At 65.2% G+C, this 17,470-nt stretch carries 20 protein-coding genes; 4 read left to right on the forward strand and 16 right to left on the reverse strand.

Annotated features, from left to right (window positions below; translation table 11 throughout):
* The first annotated feature begins 145 nt into the window (after positions 1 to 145).
* Complete coding sequence (locus ACQR2C_RS27960; protein ID WP_315802742.1) at positions 146 to 778, forward strand: response regulator transcription factor; 633 nt, start codon at positions 146 to 148, stop codon at positions 776 to 778.
* An 83-nt stretch (positions 779 to 861) separates the two neighbouring features.
* On the opposite strand, the gene ACQR2C_RS27965 is transcribed toward ACQR2C_RS27960, so the two are convergent.
* Positions 862 to 1,218: an EF-hand domain-containing protein gene (locus ACQR2C_RS27965; protein WP_434882574.1), complete on the reverse strand. Its 357-nt coding sequence runs from the start codon at positions 1,216 to 1,218 to the stop codon at positions 862 to 864.
* A gap of 219 nt (positions 1,219 to 1,437) precedes the next feature.
* Positions 1,438 to 1,806, reverse strand: coding sequence for a hypothetical protein (locus ACQR2C_RS27970; RefSeq protein WP_434882545.1), 369 nt, complete (start codon positions 1,804 to 1,806; stop codon positions 1,438 to 1,440).
* Between the two features lie 369 nt (positions 1,807 to 2,175).
* On the opposite strand from ACQR2C_RS27970, the gene ACQR2C_RS27975 reads away from it, so the two are divergent.
* On the forward strand, positions 2,176 to 3,018 hold the full coding sequence (locus ACQR2C_RS27975) for a hypothetical protein (RefSeq protein ID WP_316217355.1): 843 nt from the start codon (positions 2,176 to 2,178) through the stop codon (positions 3,016 to 3,018).
* 48 nt (positions 3,019 to 3,066) lie between these two features.
* On the forward strand, positions 3,067 to 3,408 hold the full coding sequence (locus ACQR2C_RS27980) for a hypothetical protein (protein WP_315717331.1): 342 nt from the start codon (positions 3,067 to 3,069) through the stop codon (positions 3,406 to 3,408).
* 43 nt (positions 3,409 to 3,451) lie between these two features.
* On the opposite strand, the gene ACQR2C_RS27985 is transcribed toward ACQR2C_RS27980, so the two are convergent.
* The 3 genes from ACQR2C_RS27985 to exbB are packed head-to-tail and all read right to left on the reverse strand — an operon-like array spanning position 3,452 to position 5,601.
* Entirely contained in the window at positions 3,452 to 4,399 is a 948-nt protein-coding gene (locus ACQR2C_RS27985; RefSeq protein ID WP_434882546.1) for a TonB family protein, read from the reverse strand.
* On the reverse strand, positions 4,396 to 4,821 hold the full coding sequence (gene exbD / locus ACQR2C_RS27990) for a TonB system transport protein ExbD (protein WP_315802739.1): 426 nt from the start codon (positions 4,819 to 4,821) through the stop codon (positions 4,396 to 4,398). The genes ACQR2C_RS27985 and exbD overlap by 4 nt, the downstream gene beginning before the upstream one ends.
* Positions 4,822 to 4,824: 3 nt before the next feature.
* Positions 4,825 to 5,601, reverse strand: coding sequence for a tonB-system energizer ExbB (gene exbB / locus ACQR2C_RS27995; protein WP_434882547.1), 777 nt, complete (start codon positions 5,599 to 5,601; stop codon positions 4,825 to 4,827).
* Between the two features lie 380 nt (positions 5,602 to 5,981).
* On the opposite strand from exbB, the gene ACQR2C_RS28000 reads away from it, so the two are divergent.
* Positions 5,982 to 6,797, forward strand: a complete 816-nt coding sequence (locus tag ACQR2C_RS28000) for a tetratricopeptide repeat protein (protein ID WP_434882548.1) — start codon at positions 5,982 to 5,984, stop codon at positions 6,795 to 6,797.
* Here ACQR2C_RS28000 and ACQR2C_RS28005 read toward each other — a convergent pair.
* From ACQR2C_RS28005 to ACQR2C_RS28055, 11 genes are all read right to left on the reverse strand, one after another.
* Complete coding sequence (locus tag ACQR2C_RS28005) at positions 6,786 to 7,499, reverse strand: hypothetical protein (RefSeq protein WP_315802872.1); 714 nt, start codon at positions 7,497 to 7,499, stop codon at positions 6,786 to 6,788. The two genes, ACQR2C_RS28000 and ACQR2C_RS28005, sit on opposite strands and share 12 nt — an antisense overlap.
* Before the next feature lie 166 nt (positions 7,500 to 7,665).
* The gene (locus ACQR2C_RS28010) at positions 7,666 to 9,462 is read right to left on the reverse strand and encodes an ABC transporter substrate-binding protein (protein ID WP_315802736.1); all 1,797 of its coding nucleotides are present in this window, start codon (positions 9,460 to 9,462) and stop codon (positions 7,666 to 7,668) included.
* A 67-nt stretch (positions 9,463 to 9,529) separates the two neighbouring features.
* Complete coding sequence (locus ACQR2C_RS28015) at positions 9,530 to 9,859, reverse strand: DUF2160 domain-containing protein (protein ID WP_315802735.1); 330 nt, start codon at positions 9,857 to 9,859, stop codon at positions 9,530 to 9,532.
* Positions 9,860 to 10,047: 188 nt separating this feature from the next.
* Positions 10,048 to 10,854 carry a carbohydrate ABC transporter permease gene (locus ACQR2C_RS28020; protein WP_434882549.1) on the reverse strand — a complete coding sequence of 269 codons (807 nt, stop codon included), beginning with the start codon at positions 10,852 to 10,854 and terminating at the stop codon, positions 10,048 to 10,050.
* Positions 10,854 to 11,756, reverse strand: a complete 903-nt coding sequence (locus ACQR2C_RS28025; protein WP_315802733.1) for a carbohydrate ABC transporter permease — start codon at positions 11,754 to 11,756, stop codon at positions 10,854 to 10,856. The genes ACQR2C_RS28020 and ACQR2C_RS28025 overlap by 1 nt, the downstream gene beginning before the upstream one ends.
* Before the next feature lie 3 nt (positions 11,757 to 11,759).
* Positions 11,760 to 12,842: an ABC transporter ATP-binding protein gene (locus tag ACQR2C_RS28030; RefSeq protein WP_315802732.1), complete on the reverse strand. Its 1,083-nt coding sequence runs from the start codon at positions 12,840 to 12,842 to the stop codon at positions 11,760 to 11,762.
* Between the two features lie 12 nt (positions 12,843 to 12,854).
* A complete protein-coding gene (locus ACQR2C_RS28035) occupies positions 12,855 to 13,937 on the reverse strand; it encodes an ABC transporter ATP-binding protein (protein WP_315802731.1) in 1,083 nt (360 codons plus the stop codon).
* Positions 13,934 to 15,487 (reverse strand): glycerol-3-phosphate dehydrogenase, encoded by a 1,554-nt coding sequence (gene glpD / locus ACQR2C_RS28040; protein WP_434882550.1) that lies wholly within the window; start codon positions 15,485 to 15,487, stop codon positions 13,934 to 13,936. Before glpD ends, ACQR2C_RS28035 begins: the two co-directional genes overlap by 4 nt.
* A 153-nt stretch (positions 15,488 to 15,640) precedes the next feature.
* Complete coding sequence (locus ACQR2C_RS28045) at positions 15,641 to 16,474, reverse strand: DeoR/GlpR family DNA-binding transcription regulator (RefSeq protein WP_316178064.1); 834 nt, start codon at positions 16,472 to 16,474, stop codon at positions 15,641 to 15,643.
* 150 nt (positions 16,475 to 16,624) lie between these two features.
* Positions 16,625 to 16,816 (reverse strand): hypothetical protein, encoded by a 192-nt coding sequence (locus tag ACQR2C_RS28050; protein ID WP_315802729.1) that lies wholly within the window; start codon positions 16,814 to 16,816, stop codon positions 16,625 to 16,627.
* A 159-nt stretch (positions 16,817 to 16,975) separates the two neighbouring features.
* The gene (locus ACQR2C_RS28055; RefSeq protein WP_315802728.1) at positions 16,976 to 17,218 is read right to left on the reverse strand and encodes a hypothetical protein; all 243 of its coding nucleotides are present in this window, start codon (positions 17,216 to 17,218) and stop codon (positions 16,976 to 16,978) included.
* Positions 17,219 to 17,470 lie beyond the last annotated feature (252 nt).

The raw sequence follows: 17,470 nt of genomic DNA on the forward strand, positions 1-17,470 counted from the left end.
CCCGGATCCGGAAAGTGGAGATCAATTCGCCGGGCTCTCTCCCAGACTCGGCCGCACTGTTGCACCCGATCCTGGTTTGCAAGGGAACTCATTGGTAGAGGGAAGCATCGGCGCCGTCGGCGCCATAGGGGCAAGACGACGTCGGATGTATCGCGTTCTCCTCGTCGACGACCACCCGGTCGTGATCACGGCCTGCCGCTGGCTGCTGAACGAAGCCGGGATCCGCTCGCTGTCCGAGGCACACGATGCCGACAGCGGGTACGACGCCTATGTCCGTGACCGGCCGGACGTCGCGATCGTCGATCTGCGTCTGCACGGGCAGGAGCTCGGCGGCATCCGTCTGATCGAACGCATGCGGTCGCACGATCCCCGCGCCCGGATCCTGGTCTTCAGCATGCATGCCGATCCGCGTATCGTCCGCTCGGCGATCGACGCCGGCGCCAGCGGCTATCTGCTGAAGGACGCGCCGCCGCACGAGCTGCCCAAGGCGTTGGAGCAGGTGCGCGCCGGCGGCACCTATCTCGATCCGCAGCTCGCCACCCGCATCGCCCTGCTCCGCGCCGACCCCGACGGCATGGCTGCCCCTGCGCTGACCCCGCGCGAGCGCCAGGCGCTGGCGCTGCTGGCCGAGGCGAAATCCTATCAGGCGATCGCCGACCATCTCGGCATCAGCTACAAGACCGTCATCAACCTGACCTACCGGCTGCGGCAGAAGCTCGGGGCCCGCAGCCTGCCCGACCTGGTTCGTCTCGCAGTGGAAATGTCCCGCCCAAGCTGAAACGCGAGGGGCCTGCGACGGTCTCCCGTCGCAGGCCCCGTGAGTTGATGTCTTGGTCGCGTCAGTCCGATACGGACGGCGCCTCACTTCAGCAGCTTGGCGACCGACTTCAGCTCTCTCGAGTCGAGCGTGCCGTCGTTGTCAGGATCGGCTGCCTTGAAGCGGCTTTCCACCAGCGCGAGATACTCGTCCTTGGTCAGCGTGCCGTCATTGTCCGGATCCGCGGCTTTGAGATCCTTGGCCGACACGCGGCCACGCAGCTCCTTGGCGTCGAGCGTGCCGTCATGGTCGCGATCGAGACGATCGAACAGCGCGCCTGCGGCCGTGCGGACCTCGCTCATGTCGGCGGTGCCGTCCTTGTCGGGGTCGATCGAGGTCAGCAGCTTAGACGGGGCCAGTGCACTGACAGCCATCGTCGACGTGCCGACGATCGCCGCCATGCCGACGGCAGCGGCCGTCATCATCAGTTTCCAATTCATCGAATTGATCCTTTGTCTCCGCCGTCCGAGGGGCGGCGATGAAGGGCAAGAAAACAACGTATGCGAGCGACGCTGGTTTCACCGGAAACGCGCCACACATCGCTTTGACCTATGGGAGGCCTTGTCATTTCGCAAGTGCAAGAACGCGACGCCCGGGAAATTCCGGCAAGAGCGTCGGGACTAGAACCTCGGTCCGTGCAGGAAATATCTCCCCGGACGGTCGCGACGCGGACCGCTATCGTGGTCGAAGGCGCCTCCCTCCGCCTCGGCCCAGGCGTTGGCGACGTGGCGTCTGCGCTTGGCGACATGCCTTGCGGTTTTGGCATCGCTGCCCGACAACGCGTGTTGGGCTTGCCCAACCTGACTTCTCTTGCCGGCGTGGGTTTGACTCCACCAGGCCTCCAATTGGTCCCGCAGCGCCTCCTCCGCGAAGGCGCGTCCGTCCAGCAGCAGCGTGGACAGGAGGAGCGCGACTATCAGCCCCAGCCGCATCAGCTGAGTGGACGAGCGGCGACGATGACCGGGTGTGTGAAGCACGGGCGTGTCCATTCTCTGGCTGATCCGGCGATCAGCAATGCATGCTGCAACCGATGTTTTCCTCGCTCTATGACCTCAATGTGTTTGCAACACGCCACATTCATCACCGTGTTGAGATTCACTCGCGAAATGGCCGCCATATTGTCTCGGTCAAAATGTCCCGTTCGACTTGCCAAAACATCCCTATTCCTCACCGAAACAGGAAAGGCCGGAGCAAATGCGGCATTCAACGACTGATCGTTTCCCGATCGCGTCATCTTTCAGCCGACAGGCCCGCATGTTTTCGCCCCGCCGACTCGCTAGCTCATCAGTTGAAGGGAGCGCGGGGACATGCAGCCGAACGGCATCGCCAGGAGTGCAAAAAGACGATCGCGATTGTACATGGCTGCCGGTGCTCTCGTGCTCGCGCCCTTCGGTGCAGCGGCCGAGGAGATCCAGGGCAATGACCCGGCCTCGCCCGGACATTTCCAGGTCGAGCAGCGCTTCGGCTATCTGACCACCTTCAATCCGCAACAGAACGGCGGACGCCGCGTGCCGCAGCGTGCGGTCACCGGCGAGACCGAGATCGGCTACTCGCCGACCGAATGGTACGAGATCGCGTTGACCTCGCCCTACGCCTTTGCCCGCACCAATGTGCCGATGGCGCTGGGCAACGTGATGGACAACGGCGTGCCCGGCTATTCATTCCAGTCCGGCGGCGTCACCATTCGCCAGACCTTCATCCAGGGCGACCGGCTCGAGCGCACCGTCTTCCTCGGCCTGGTGTCACGCACCATCCTGGCGCCGCAGGGCGGCCTGACGCCCGATCTGTGGGTCGCCAACAAGGCCGGCGCCGGCCAGCCCGGCGCGCCGCGCTTCGTGCAGGAGGCCACGCCGCGGGTGGCGCAGATGTTCACGCCGATCATCGGCGTCAACCTGCCCAACGACTATCAGCTCATCTTCAACGCCAACATGACCTTCGGCATCGACGGCGCCGGCTCGGCGTTCGAGCCGTCGGTGCGCTTCGTCAAGCGCCTCAGCGACCGCTGGACCGTCGGCATCGAGCATTTCTCCAATCTCGGACCGTTCGGCTACATCCTGCCCTGGAATCAGCAGATGCAGACGCTCTACGCAGTCGCCGACACCCGCTTCAAGGGCTTCGAGCTCAGCTTCGGCCTCGGCTACGGCCTGACCAACGCCTCGCGTGGCCTCGCCGTCAAGACCAGCATCGGCAAGGATTTCTGATCCGCGCGCCTTCATCCCGTGACCAATCATAAGAAAAGGACACTCGTCATGCGTCGCCTCGTCACCGCCTGCGCGCTTCTCATGCTGGCCGGCTCCGCCGCGTCCGCCGAGGACGGCCCGCGCTTTCTCAACCGCACCGGCCAGACCATCGTGAAGATGTACCTGGCGGCCGCGGGCACCAAGACCTGGGGCGCCGACCAGTGCAAGAACGACGACGAGGGCGAGGTCGACCACAACGAGCGCATGACCTTGGTCGGCGTGAAGTCCGGCCGCTACGACATCAAGCTGTCCGAAAAGGGCGGCCGCACCTGCGTCGCCAAGAACATCGAGCTCAAGGAAGGCGCGCAGTTCGTCGTGCGCGATACGGATCTGACCGAGTGCAGCAAATAGCGGGACGGAGCGCCACCGGACGTAGCTCCGGATGGCGCCGCGTTCAGCGCGGCCTCAGATGCAGCGGCACCGTGCGCGAGACCTGCGCCTGAGCCATCGCCGGCGGAAAGCGCGGGAACGGCGCGGCGCGTTCGATGATGCCCAGCGCCGCGCGGTCCAGCGCCGGTGAGCCCGAGCTGCCGGCGAGCCGTCGCGACAGCAGACGTCCGTTACGATCGATCACGACGTTCAGCATGACGGTGCCGCTCGCGCCATTGCCGTCGGAGGGATAGGCCGCGGCGCGGCGGATCTGCGCCACCACCTCGGCGTTCCAACTGGCCTGGCCCTCGCGCGCCCCGACGCTGTCCTCGCCGGGATTGGGCGCCGACGCGACACGTGAAGGCCGGGCCGCCGGCGCCGCAGCCGGCTTCGGCGGTGCGGACTTCCTCTCGGCCCGCTCCTTCGTTTCCTTCTTCTCGACCGGCTTGCGCTCGACACGCTCGGGCACGGGAACGGGCTTCGGCTCCGGCGGCTTCGCCTCGATCGGTTTTGGTGGTGGCGGCGGCGGCAGAACGACATCGTCCGCACGCGGCGGCTCGGGCGCGAGGGCGACCTGCGGCGCGGGCTCCGGCGAGGGAATGACATCCGGCTTCAGGTCAGGCTTGGCCACGACCTGCGGCTCCGGCTCGGAGGGAGCCGGCGGGACAGGCTCAGCGACGGCCTCACGCGCGACCGGCTCGTCCTTCACCTGCTCTTCCTTCGGCGGCTCCGCCGGCGGCGGCTCGGACGCCGGCGCATCCTGCGCCGTCGGCGCCGGCTCGCTCACCACCGCCGGGGTGAACACGACGTCGAAGGCCGGCGCCTGGGCACGTCCCTGCGGCGCGGGGCGCAGCAGCAGATAGCCGACGGCGAGCCCGACATGCAGCGCGGCCACCACCAGCGCGGCGATGGTCCACAGCGTCCGCTCACGGCGCTGCTCGTGTTCGAACGGATCGAGCGTCAGGACGCTCACTGCGCGCCCCGGTCTTCCAGTGCGACGAGTGCGACCTTGGTATAGCCGGCGCGGCGCAACGTGTTCATCAGCGCCATCACCTCGCCATAGGGCAGCGTCTGATCGGCGCGCAGCAGCACGCGCTGCTCATGATCGGACTTTGTGGCGGCATCGAGCGAGGCGGCGATGTCGGCCTGCGCCACGCTCTGGTCGCCGACGGCGAGCGAGCGGTCGGCCTTGAAGGTGACGAAGACCGGCGTCTCCGCGCGCGGCTGCGGCTCGGCCGAGATCGCCGGCAGGTTGACCGGGACGTCGACCGTGGCGAGCGGCGCGGCGACCATGAAGATGATCAGGAGCACCAGCATGACGTCGATGAACGGCGTCACGTTGATGTCGTGCGTCTCCTCGAACTCGTCGGTGCGCCGGGCGAGCTTGACGGCCATGGCTCACTCCGCCGGATTGGCGATCGACAGCATCGGCGCCTCGACCGCGCGGATGGCGCTGCGCCGCGCCTCGGCAGGCCCGGCATGCTGCCGGTCGAGATCGCGGCTGAGCAGGCGCATCACCGCCACCGACGCATCGGCGATGACGGCGCGATAGCCGCCGGTGGCGCGCGCGAACAGGTTGTAGATCACGACCGCGGGAATCGCGGCGGCGAGGCCGAAGGCGGTCGCGAGCAGCGCTTCCGCGATGCCCGGCGCCACCACCGCGAGGTTGGTCGTATGCGCATGCGAGATGCCGATGAAGCTGTTCATGATGCCCCAGACCGTGCCGAACAGGCCGACGAACGGGCCGACGGCGCCGACGGTGGCGAGAATGCCGATGCCGCGGCCGATGCGCGCCACTGCCGCCGCCTCGATCCGCTCGAACTGCCAGGAGACGCGCTCCTTGATGCCGTCGGCAGGCAGGCCGCGCGACTTGTCGATCTCGTCGTCGGCCAGGGCGAGAAGTCGGCCGACGACACCCTCATCGGCCGAAATGCGTCCTGTCGCATCGGTCAAGGAGCGGGCCGCCATGGTGATGCCGAGCGCGCCGCGGGCCGTGCGCAGCGCCGAGCGGAGCTGAATGGTCTTGACGACCAGCACCGTCCAGGTTGCCACCGAGGCCAACGCCAAGCCGATCATCACCGACTTCACGACGATGTCGGCCTGCATGAACATGGTCCAGGGCGACAACGCCTCCGGCAGCGTGCTCGCGATATTGGCGATGTGCGCCTGATCCATGGCCGTACTCCCTGTAAGGGACCTTGGGGGTCCTCGATGCAGCCGCGGAGCCCCGTGCCGTCCACCGTTCTCCCCGGAGGGCTCTTGGTTTTGATACCCGGGCAGAGCTGCAATGGAACGGCTGCACTGTTCGCAAGCCGAGAGTGCCGCCTGTTCTCGGCAGCTTCAAGACACTTGCCTCATGGAATATGTCCCCAGGCCGATGGGAAGAATTCCCGGATGGAACGGGCGCGAGCGGTTGCTGCGCTACGGTGGTGCGCATCGGCCTCAAGTTCGCCCAGCTCGAGCCGGCGAGGGCACCGCTCGCATCACCGCGGACGATGAGTCCGGAGCCGGCACCCGAGTTCAGTTGTCCGGCCCGACCGTATATGATCGTGAATATGAGCGAAACCACCGAAGAGATCGCGCGACGCGCCACGGCCGCCTTCAACGCAGGGCGCGCGGCAGAGGCGCAACGGCTGTGCGAAGCGGGCTTGAAGCAAAGTCCAGACGAACCGATGTTGAGCCATCTGCTTGCCGCAGTGCTGTTCGCGGTCGAGGACAACGCCGCAGCACGGTTGCGCATCGAGGCCAGTCTGGCCCGCCGGCCGGACCATGCCGCAGCTCGGCTGCTTGCGGCGCGCATCGCGCGGGTGGGGAAGGATTTCGAGCGCGCGCTCGCCCATGTCGACCGCGCCATCGCGCTGTCACCCCGCCGCGATGTCTTCATCGAAAAAGCGCGCATTCTCGATCAGGCAGGAATGGCAGCCCATGCGCGGGCAGCTTGGCTGGCGATTCTCAAGGTCATACCGGAGCACGACGAAGCACTAGCGCGGCTCGGACGTCTTTCCTGGGAGAACGGCGACTTCGATACGGCACGGACCGTCCTCGAACGGGCAGCCAACCCGGCTGCGCCGGCCTCGGTCTGGTTCGATCTCGGCCTCGTGCGACAGGATGTTGCGGATCTCGCGGGAGCTGCCGCAGCCTATCGCCGCGTGCTGGCGATAAGGCCGGATCACGCCGAAGCGGCGCTCAATCTCGGCATCGTCCTGCAGGACAGCGGCGACCCCGACGCGGCAATGCAGGCCTATGCTTGTGCCTATCGGCTTCGCCCACAGATGTTCGGTGCCATCGCCATGGCGCTCACCTCGGCTCCGCATGGCCGACTTTGGATCGACCCTGCCGCGTTGAAGCGCGCCCTGAACTCAGCTGGTTAGGCGGCCGCGGCGTGCGCGAAATTTCTTGCGGTACACGTTGGGTGTCGCGAGCACCTCGGCGACCGTCCCGGCATACGTATCCCGCTGCGCGTCGTCGAGCGGCTCGAACACGAGCTGCGGCGGCTCGCGCAATACTGCAAAGCATTGCGCCACCGGCGTTCCCCTGGCCAGGATGCCGGTGAAATCTGGATCGAGCCAGAGCGCCGGAAAATTGATGCCGCCGTCGTGGAAGCGATCCGCATCGACCAGGCCCGACAGGGTCCGGAACGGCAGGTCCTCGCGGTTGATCGGATGCGTCGCGAACAGCGACCACCCGGCTTCGCACTCGATCGTCCAGAAGGAATTGAACTTGATGGCCGCCTGCTTGTCCGACGCAAACGGCGCACCGGCCAATTGGGCCGCGACATGAAAGCTCAACGGCGCACGCGGATGTCCCTTGGTCGCCGGCGCCGGAATGTCCCATTCCCAGGCGAATGCGCCGCGCTCGACCCTGACGTCGCAGGGCAGCAGAATCGTCACGCCATAGGCCATCGCGTCGACAAAGGGGGGACACTGCTTGACCGTGCGGATGTCGCGCCCGTGAAGCTCCGAATGCGCCGAGGCCGGCATCTGGCGCAACCATTCCGGCAGCATGGTTCGGGCCGGCACCGGTCGCAGCAGGTGATCCGCAAGGACGGGGTCGCAGCGAAAGATCATGCGCATCGCAAATTCCAGAGCTCGACCCGGTCTCATCCGGGCCACTGGCATCCAGATCCGAACTCGCACGACCGAACAAGTCAACGAAAAAGAAGAAGGCCGGGATTGCTCCCGGCCTTCCAAACTCCCCGGGGACGACCGACCTGTCGCCGGTCGTCCGAAGGAGAGGTTGCTATTTCGCCTCGGCGCGCTTCGGAGGCGACGCCGGCCACGACTTGATCAGCGTGTCGTAGTCGATCGTCTCGCCCTTCGGCTTCTCGTTCGCGAGCTTGCGCTGCGGAGCGATGTTGCCGTCCTTGGCCGACTTGTTGAACCAGTACTCGGCCGACTCCTTCTTGTTCAGCTTCGGCCCGCAGTCGCCCTGGACCTTGGACTTCTCAAGACGCTCGAGCACGGAGTCCTGTGCGGCTGCGAGTGCGTCCATCGCCTGCTGCGGCGTCTTCGCACCGGACGACGCATCGCCGATGTTCTGCCACCACAGCTGCGCGAGCTTCGGATAGTCGGGCACGTTGTTGCCGGTCGGGGTCCACTGCACGCGCGCGGGCGAGCGGTAGAACTCGATCAAGCCGCCGAGCTTCGGCGCGCGCTCGGTGAACGACTTGTCCCAGATGTCCGATTCACGGATGAAGGTCAGACCGACATGGCTCTTCTTCAAGGACACCGTCTTCGAGACGATGAACTGCAGATAGAGCCAGGCCGCCTTGCGGCGATCGACCGGCGTGGACTTCAGGAGCGTCAACGATCCCACGTCCTGATAGCCGAGCTTCATGCCGTCCTTCCAGTAGGAGCCGTGCGGCGACGGAGCCATGCGCCACTTCGGCGTTCCGTCGGCGTTCATCACCGGCAGGCCGGGCTTGACCATGTCGGCGGTGAAGGCGGTGTACCAGAAGATCTGCTGAGCGATGTTGCCCTGCGACGGCACCGGGCCGGATTCCGAGAAGGTCATGCCCTGGGCCTGCGGCGGAGCATACTTCTTCATCCAGTCGAGATACTTGACGATCGAATAGACTGCGGCAGGTCCGTTGACGTCGCCGCCGCGCTCGACCGAGGAGCCGACCGGACGGCAACCTTCCATGCGGATGCCCCATTCGTCGACCGGCAGGCCGTTCGGGAGGCCCTTGTCGCCGTTACCGGCCATCGACAGCCAGGCGTCGGTGAAACGCCAGCCGAGCGAGGGATCCTTCTTGCCGTAGTCCATGTGGCCATAGACTCGGACGCCGTTGATCTCCTTGATGTCGTTGGTGAAGAACTCGGCGATGTCCTCGTAGGCCGACCAGTTCACCGGCACGCCGAGGTCGTAGCCATACTTGGCCTTGAACTTGGCCTTGTAGTCCGGGTTGGTGAACCAGTCGTAGCGGAACCAATACAGGTTGGCGAACTGCTGGTCGGGCAGCTGATACAAATGGCCGTTGGGCGCGGTGGTGAAGGACTTGCCGATGAAGTCGTTGACGTCGAGCATCGGATCGGTGACGTCCTTGGCGTCCTTCGCCATCCAGTCCGTCAGGTCGACGGCCTGGCCGTAGCGGAAGTGGGTGCCGATGAAATCGGAGTCGTTGATCCAGCCGTCATAGACATTCTTGCCGGACTGCATCTGGGTCTGGATCTTCTCGACGACGTCACCTTCCTGGATGATGTCGTGCTTGACCTTGATGCCGGTGATCTCTTCGAACGCCTTTGCCAGAGTCTTGGACTCGTATTCGTGGGTTGTCAGCGTCTCGGAGACAACGTTGATCTCCATGCCCTTGAAGGGTTCAGCGGCCTTCATGAACCACTGCATTTCCTTCATCTGGTCGTCCTTCGAGAGCGTCGACGGCTGGAACTCGCTGTCGATCCACTTCTTTGCGGCGGCCTCGTCGGCCTTTGCCGGAACGGACATCGTCATGCCCGCGGCAAACAGCGCTGCGGCGCTGGTCATCGCGAGGTAGCGGGCCTTGGTCAAGTGATGCTTCCTAGGCTTCAAGTGTCGCATGCTTTCCTCCTTGAGCGACAATATTCCAGGTCCGGGTTGCCCCCGGATCTGCCCCTTTTCACTTGCGTCAGACGGTGCGAAAGATCGCAACGGCGGACGCAAGCGAAATTGCGGTTGCGAGCCACAGGCTCGAAACCTCAAACCCTTCCTCGCCGATCGGCAAGGTCGTAATCGTGTCGGTGCCGACCAGGCCGATCCAGGCAAGATGGATGATCGCCGCCAAGATCAGCGAGATGAACAGACGATCGCCGCGCGTGGTCGGAATGCGCAGCACTCCGACCCGCTCGGCCTCGGGGTAGCGGGCCGCGAGCCAGGTCATGACGACCAGCGTGCAGGCCAGCGCGGCGAAGAAGATTGCTGTCGGCAGGGTCCATGCCATCCATGCGATGTTGTCCATGGCTCAGTGACTCCAGGCGGTAGCGGCCCCCCTCCCCCGCTTGCGGGGGAGGGTTGGGGTGGGGGCGCCGCGAGTCGAACTGCCCGAGAGGACAGAGGTCCCCACCCGCATCGCATCTGACGATGCGACGCGACCTCCCCCGCAGGCGGGAGAGGTGGAGCGGAGACTGCGGCGACATGAAATCATCATCACACCCGTCCCAGCGCGAAGCCGCGCGCGATGTAGTTGCGGACGAACCAGATCACGAGCGCGCCGGGGATGATGGTCAGCACGCCGGCGGCGGCGAGCAGGCCCCAGTCCATGCCGGCGGCAGACACGGTTCGCGTCATGATCGCCGAGATCGGCTTGGCTTCGGTCGCCGTCAGCGTGCGCGCCAGCAGGAGTTCGACCCAGGAGAACATGAAGCAGAAGAACGCCGCCACGCCGATGCCGCTGGCGATCAGCGGCACCAGGATCTTGATGAAGAAGCGCGGAAACGAGTAGCCGTCCAGAAACGCCGTCTCGTCGATCTCGCGCGGCACGGACGAGACGAAGCCCTCGAGAATCCAGACCGCGAGCGGGATGTTGAAGATGCAATGGGCCAGCGCCACCGCCCAGGGCGTATCGAACAGCCCGATCGCCGAGTAGAGATTGAAGAACGGCAGCGCATAGACCGCGGCCGGCGCCATGCGGTTCGACAGCAGCCAGAAGAACAGATGCTTGTCGCCGAGGAAGCGGTAGCGCGCAAAGGCGTAGGCCGCCGGCAGCGCTACGGCAATCGAGATCACCGTGTTGATGACGACGTATTTCAACGAGTTGACGTAGCCGGAATACCAGCTCTCGTCGGTGAAGATGCGCATGTAGTTGGCGATGGTCGGCTGATGCGGCCACAGCGTCATGGTCGAGACGATCTCGGTGTTGGTCTTGAAGCTCATGTTGACGAGCCAATAGATCGGCAACAGCAGGAAGACCAAGAACAGCGAGATGATGATTCGGCGGCCCGGAATCGTGTTCATCACGCGCCCCCTTCCACCGGCCGGCGCTCGGCGCCGGCATTGGTCATGATGGTGTAAAACACCCAGCAGACGATCAGGATGATCAGATTGTAGACCAGCGACAGCGCCGCGGCCTTGCCGAGGTCGAACTGGCCGAGCGCGATCTTGACCAGCTCGATCGAGATGAAGGTGGTGGAATTGCCCGGGCCGCCGCCGGTGACCACGAACGGCTCGGTATAGATCATGAAGCTGTCCATGAAGCGCAGCAGCACGGCGATCAGCAGCACGCGGTGCATCTTCGGCAGCTGGATCGCGGTGAACACCGCCCAGCGCGAGGCGCCGTCGATCTGGGCCGCCTGGTAGTAGGCGTCCGGGATCGATTTGAGGCCGGAGTAGCATAGGAGCGCCACCAGGCTGGTCCAGTGCCAGACATCCATCAGGATGACGGTGAACCAGGCGTCAGCCTCGTTGGAGACGTAGTTGTAGTCGAGGCCGATGGCGTTGAGCACATAGCCGAGCAGGCCGATGTCGGGACGCCCGAATATCTGCCAGATGGTTCCGACAACGTTCCACGGAATCAACAGCGGCAATGCCAGCACGACCAGTGCGAACGCCACGGTCCAGCCCTGCCGCGGCATCGCCAGCGCGATCACGATGCCGAGCGGGACCTCGATGGCGAGAATTGCGCCGGAAAAGATCAGGTTGCGCCACAGCGAGGCGAGGAAGCGGCCGCCGAGATCGGTCGAGGGATCGAGCAGCTCCTTGAACCAGCCGACACCGTTCCAGAAGAACTGGTTGTTGCCGAAGGTGTCCTGCATCGAATAGTTCACCACCGTCATCAGCGGCAGAATGGCGGAGAACGCCACCAGCAGGAACACCGGCAGCACCAGGAACCAGGCCTTGTTGTTGATGGTCTTGTCCATCACTCAGGCTCCCTCGACGAGACGGCTGTCGGCATAGACGTGGACATAGGCTGGATTGAACTTCAGCCCGATCGCGGAGCCCTGCGGCGAGAAGCCGGCCGGCAGTCGCGCGGCGAACTTGACGTCGCCGACACGGACGCGCGCGAAGCGGATGCGGCCGAGATCGTCGACGCGCTCGATATTGGCATCGAGCAGGCCGGGTCCGGGCTGAGCGACATCGACGAACTCTGGCCGCACGCCGATCTCGATCTTGGCTCCGGCCGGCAGCGCGTCGTAGCTGCGCGACAGCGTCAGCGTGTGACCGTCGATGCGGGCCTCGCGTCCCTTCACCTCGGCGGAGAGGATGTTCATGCCCGGCGAGCCGATGAAGTAGCCGACGAAGGTATGCGCCGGCTTGTCGAACAGCTCTGCCGGCGTGCCGCTCTGCACCACGCGGCCGTCATGCATGACGACGACGGTGTCGGCGAAGGTCAGCGCCTCGGTCTGGTCGTGGGTGACGTAGATCATCGTCAGGTCGAGCTCGCGATGCAGCGCCTTCAGTTTCGAACGCAGCTGCCATTTCAGCTCGGGATCGATCACGGTCAGCGGCTCGTCGAACAAGACGGCGGCGACATCGGAGCGCACCAGGCCGCGGCCGAGCGAGATCTTCTGCTTGGCGTCGGCGGTAAGCCGTGTCGCCTTGCGGTTGAGGTCCGGAGTCAGATCGAGGAGACGCGCGATCTCGGCGACGCGCTTGTCGATCTCGGCCTTGGGCACGCCGCGGTTCTTGAGCGGAAAGGCGAGGTTCTCGCCGACCGTCATCGTGTCGTAGATCACCGGGAACTGGAACACCTGCGCGATATTGCGCTCACGGGTCGAGGCTTTGGTGATGTCGGTGCCGTCGAACAGGATCTTGCCGTGCGAGGGCGTGAGAATGCCCGAGATCAGGTTGAGCAAGGTGGTCTTGCCGCAGCCGGACGGGCCGAGCAGCGCATAGGCGCCGCCCTGGCGCCAGGTCATCGTCACCGGCTTCAGCGCGTAGCTCTCGATATCGCCGCTGTTGCCGTTGTAGGCGTGGGCGAGATCGACGAGGTCAATGCGGGCCATGCGGCATCTCCCTCAGATCGCCGGCGCGGCGACCAGGCGGTCGCCGGCGTCGAACACGAACACATTGGACGGATCGAGCACCGCGTCGAGGATCTCGCCGGGCTCATATTCATGGACGCCGTGCAGCACGGCGACCCAGTTCATGCCGTCGCGCGTCAGATGCACGAAGCTCTCCGATCCCGTGATCTCGGTGACCGAGACGATCGCGGGAAAGGCATGGCGGCCGTGGCTGCCGTCGCCTTTGCCAAGCCCGAGCTGATGCGGGCGGAAGCCCACGCGGTAGGCGCCATCGGACAGATCGGCATAGAGGCCGACCGCCGGCGCCTTGACCCCGCCGGCATACTCCACGCTCTCGCCGCGCTTCTGGATCTCGACCGTGTTCATCGGCGGGTCCGAGAACACCTGGCCGACACGCAAGGTATCGGGTCGGCGATACACGGCCGCGGTATCGCCGGCCTGCAGCGCCTGCCCTTCCCACATGCAGATGGTGCGGCCACCGAGCAGCAGCGCCTCCGACGGCTCGGTGGTGGCGTAGACGAAGATTGCGCCCGAGGCTTCGAAAATGCGCGGCAGCTCGGTGCGCAGCTCCTCGCGCAGCTTGTAATCGAGATTGGCGAGCGGCTCGTCCAGCAGCACGAGGTCGGCCCCCTTGACCAGGGCGCGCGCGATCGCGGTGCGCTGCTGCTGGCCGCCGGAGAGCTGCAGCGGCGTGCGCTTCAGATAGGGCTCGAGCCGGAGCAGCCGCGCCGCTTCCGCCACGCGCTTCTCGATTTCCTGGCGCGACTTGCCCTGCACGCGCAGCGGCGAGGCGATGTTCTCATAGACCGTCAGCGAGGGATAGTTGATGAATTGCTGATAGACCATCGCGACCGAGCGCTGCCGCACATCGGCGCCGGTGACGTCCTTGCCGTCGACCAGCACGCGGCCGGTGGTCGGCTTGTCGAGGCCGGCGAGCAGCCGCATGATCGAGGTCTTGCCGGACAGCGTCGGCCCGAGCAGCACGCTCAGCGTGCCGCGCTGCAAGGTCAGCGAGACGTCGCGAATGGTGGTCACGCCGTCGACAATTCGGGAGACGTGATCGAGCGTGACGCTCATGCGCGTCCTCCCGCCTCACGCGCCGGCAAGGTGGAGCGCTCGCGATTGGCTGTGATCCACGCCTCGAGGGCGGCGATCTCAGCCGCAGACATCCGCAACCCCAGCTTCGATCGACGCCACACGATGTCCTCGGCCGTCAACGCCCACTCGTCCGTCATCAGGTACCTGACTTCACGCTCCGTCAAGGTGCCACCGAAGTCCTGGCCGAGATCGGCCAAAGATGTCGCACCGGCGAGCATGGCCGCAGCCCGCGTGCCGTAGGCATGGGCGATGCGCTTCGCATGTGCATCCGACAGGAACGGAAAGGTCTTGCAGAGATCCGCAATCAACGGCCCGACGGCCGAGACCTTCATGTCGCCGCCGGGCAGCGGCGCCTTGCCGGTCCAGCCTTCCTCCGCCTTGCCCCCTTTCAGATAGGACGCAAGACGCTCCAGCGCCTCTTCCGACAGGCGCCGGTAGGTGGTGATCTTGCCACCATAGATCGACAGCAGCGGCAAGCCGCCGGGCGTATCGAGCTCGAATACGTAGTCGCGGGTCGCTGCCTTGGCCTCGCTGGCGCCGTCATCATAGAGCGGCCGCACGCCGGAATAGCTCCACACGACGTCGGCCGGCGTCACCGGCTTGGCGAGATATTCCCCGAGCGCGGCGCAGAGATAGGCGATCTCCTCGTCGGTCGCCTTCACCTTGGCCGGATCGCCCTGATAGTCGCGATCGGTGGTGCCGATCAGCGTGAAATCCTGCTGATAGGGAATGGCGAAGATGATGCGGCCGTCGGCGTTCTGGAAGATGTAGGCGCGGTCGTGATCGTAGAGCTTGCGCACCACGATGTGCGAGCCCTGCACCAGCCGCACCTTCGCTTTCGCATTGACGCCGGCGCCGGTCGCCAGCACCTGCTCGACCCAGGGACCGGCGGCATTGACCAGCGCGCGCGCCTTGATGGTCTCGCGCTCGCCGGTCTGGGTGTTCTCGGTCGTGACCAGCCAGTGGCTGCCATCCTGATGGATCTCGGTCGCACGGGTGCGGGTGCGGATGACGGCGCCGCGATCGGCGGCATCTCGAGCGGTCAGCACGACCAGGCGCGCATCGTCGACGAAGCAGTCGGAATATTCGAAACCCTTGCTGTAGCGCCCGGGGATCAAAGGGCGGCCGACCTCGTCGCTGCGCAGGTTCACCGACCGTGTCGCCGGCAGCAGCTTGCGGCCGCCGAGATGGTCATAGAGGAACAGGCCGAGGCGCAGCAGCCAGGCCGGGCGCAGCCCCGAATGATGCGGCAGCACGAAGCGCAGCGGACGGATGATATGGGGCGCGATCTGCCACAGGATTTCGCGCTCGATCAGCGCCTCGCGGACCAGCCGGAACTCGTAATATTCGAGATAGCGCAGGCCGCCATGCACGAGCTTGGTCGACCAGGACGAGGTTCCGCTCGCCAGATCGTTCATTTCACACAGGAAAACGGAATTTCCGCGTCCGGCCGCATCGCGCGCGATGCCGCAACCGTTCACGCCGCCTCCGACAATGGCGAGGTCGTAGATCCGCTCCAACAGACGCATCCCCCGGCAATCGCCTTGACTGCGACGATTTCACTTTCGGTTTCGAGTTAAACACAAACGAAAGTGAAAGCAAATCGAAATTCGCATGTTGGGCCGCGGTTGGGCAAAAGCTGCCCAAACCGGGATCAAGGAGCCTGCGAGAGTGGCGGAAAGTCAGGCGCGGCGGAGCACGGCGGACCCCGCCGTTTCGGTTGCCTCTGCGGCGTCGTCGGCATCGTCGGCGGGCATCGCCGAGACCACCTCGATGCCGCGGCTATGGCAGAGGCTCGCCAGTCCGTCCGGCAGGGGGCGGTCGGTGACGAAGGTCTGGATCTGGCTGAGATGGGCGATGCGCACCGGCGCGCTGCGGTGGAGCTTGGTGGAATCGGCGACCAGCATCACGCTGCGGGCATTGGCGATGATGGCTTGCGCAACCTGGACCTCGCGATAGTCGAAGTCGAGCAGCGCGCCCTCCTCGTCGATCGCGGACGCGCCGATGATCGCGTAGTCGACCTTGAACTGGCCGATCAGTTGCGTCGCGGTCGATCCGATGACGCCGCCGTCCGAGCGCCGCACGGTGCCGCCGGCCACGATCACCTCGATGCGCGGATGCGGATAGAGCAGCATCGCGACGTTGAGATTGTTGGTGATGACGAGCAGGTCCTGGTGCGACGACAGCGCGCTCGCCACCTCCTCCGTCGTGGTGCCGATATTGATGAACAGAGAGGAGCCGTTCGGAATCCGCGCGGCTGCAACCGCACCGATCGCCTTCTTCTCGTCCGCAGCGACGAAGCGCCGCGCCTCGTAGGCGAGATTCTCGACCCCGGAGGCGATGATGGCCCCGCCATGGATGCGCGTCAGCGCGCGCTGCTCGCACAGATCGTTGAGATCCTTGCGGATGGTCTGGGCCGAGACCTCGAAGCGGCGCGCGAGATCCTCCACCATGACGCGGCCGGAGGCGCGGGCGATGTTGAGGATGTCGGTCTGGCGTTGGGACAGGACGGCCATGGCAAGCTTTCAGGACAAGCTGCACCATGGTGATGCTGATCGAGTCAAGCGTCAATCGGCGAAGCATTGGGCGCATCGCAGCAATCGGCCGCCCCGGAGCAGCTCAGACGCGGCCTTGGTCCGGCCTACGTCCACGTGCGCCGAGCTCGCTCAGGCGGCTGCGCTCAGCTCACCGGTCACGAGCCGAATCGCGGCGCGTTCGGCTTCGCGGGCATTGCGAAACACCTGGCCCTCGAGGGCATTGAAGCGATGGGACGCCGCGAAGAAGCGAAAGCCGCCGCGGTCACGGATGACGATCCCCGCCGCCTGGGAGCTGACCTCGATGATATAGGTTTCGGACATTGCGCAATCCCGTCGTTCATTCCGGGGCGTATAACCGAGCTCCATGACGAATGTTCCGTGCAGGGAGCCCCGGCTATTCCGACGTGAATGCCAACAGGAAATTGTGTGGATGTTATGTTGGCTGCGCTGCACGCCCTCACGCCGTGACGCCTTGCCGAATCAGTGCGGATCATCCGGGACGAGCGTCGCCTTGTGCAGCGATGCATCGGCTCCGCCGAGACAGTGCTGATGCCGACCGAGCAACTGATAGATCGTGCGCAGATCCCTCAGCACCTCGACGTGATGTTCACGAAACGCGCTGAGCTGATGCTCGTAGACGCCAATCCTGCGCTCGGCATGGAGGAGCCGCTGCTGCAGCTTCTTCAGCACCTGCAAGGTCAGTTTCTCGTCGACGTCCGACATGGACTTCCTCCCACCCTGTTCGCGCAACATGCCCCCACCATTTCCCCTGTGCCGGCAATTTTTTCCGGCTGGCATTTTTTGCCTTGTTGGTCGGAAACGGACTGCCATGATTGCTGTCCGTCCGGCGCGCCACTCGAAGCGCGCAATACGGCAGAGACGCGGCAACGCGCATCCAAGCAACCAGAACTTGCAAACATCGTAAAGACGCCTGCCCTGTGGACCGGACGTAGATCGCGCGAGAGTGATCGGCGC

The organism is Bradyrhizobium sp. HKCCYLRH3061 (genome assembly GCF_051168015.1).
GTDB lineage: Bacteria > Pseudomonadota > Alphaproteobacteria > Rhizobiales > Xanthobacteraceae > Bradyrhizobium.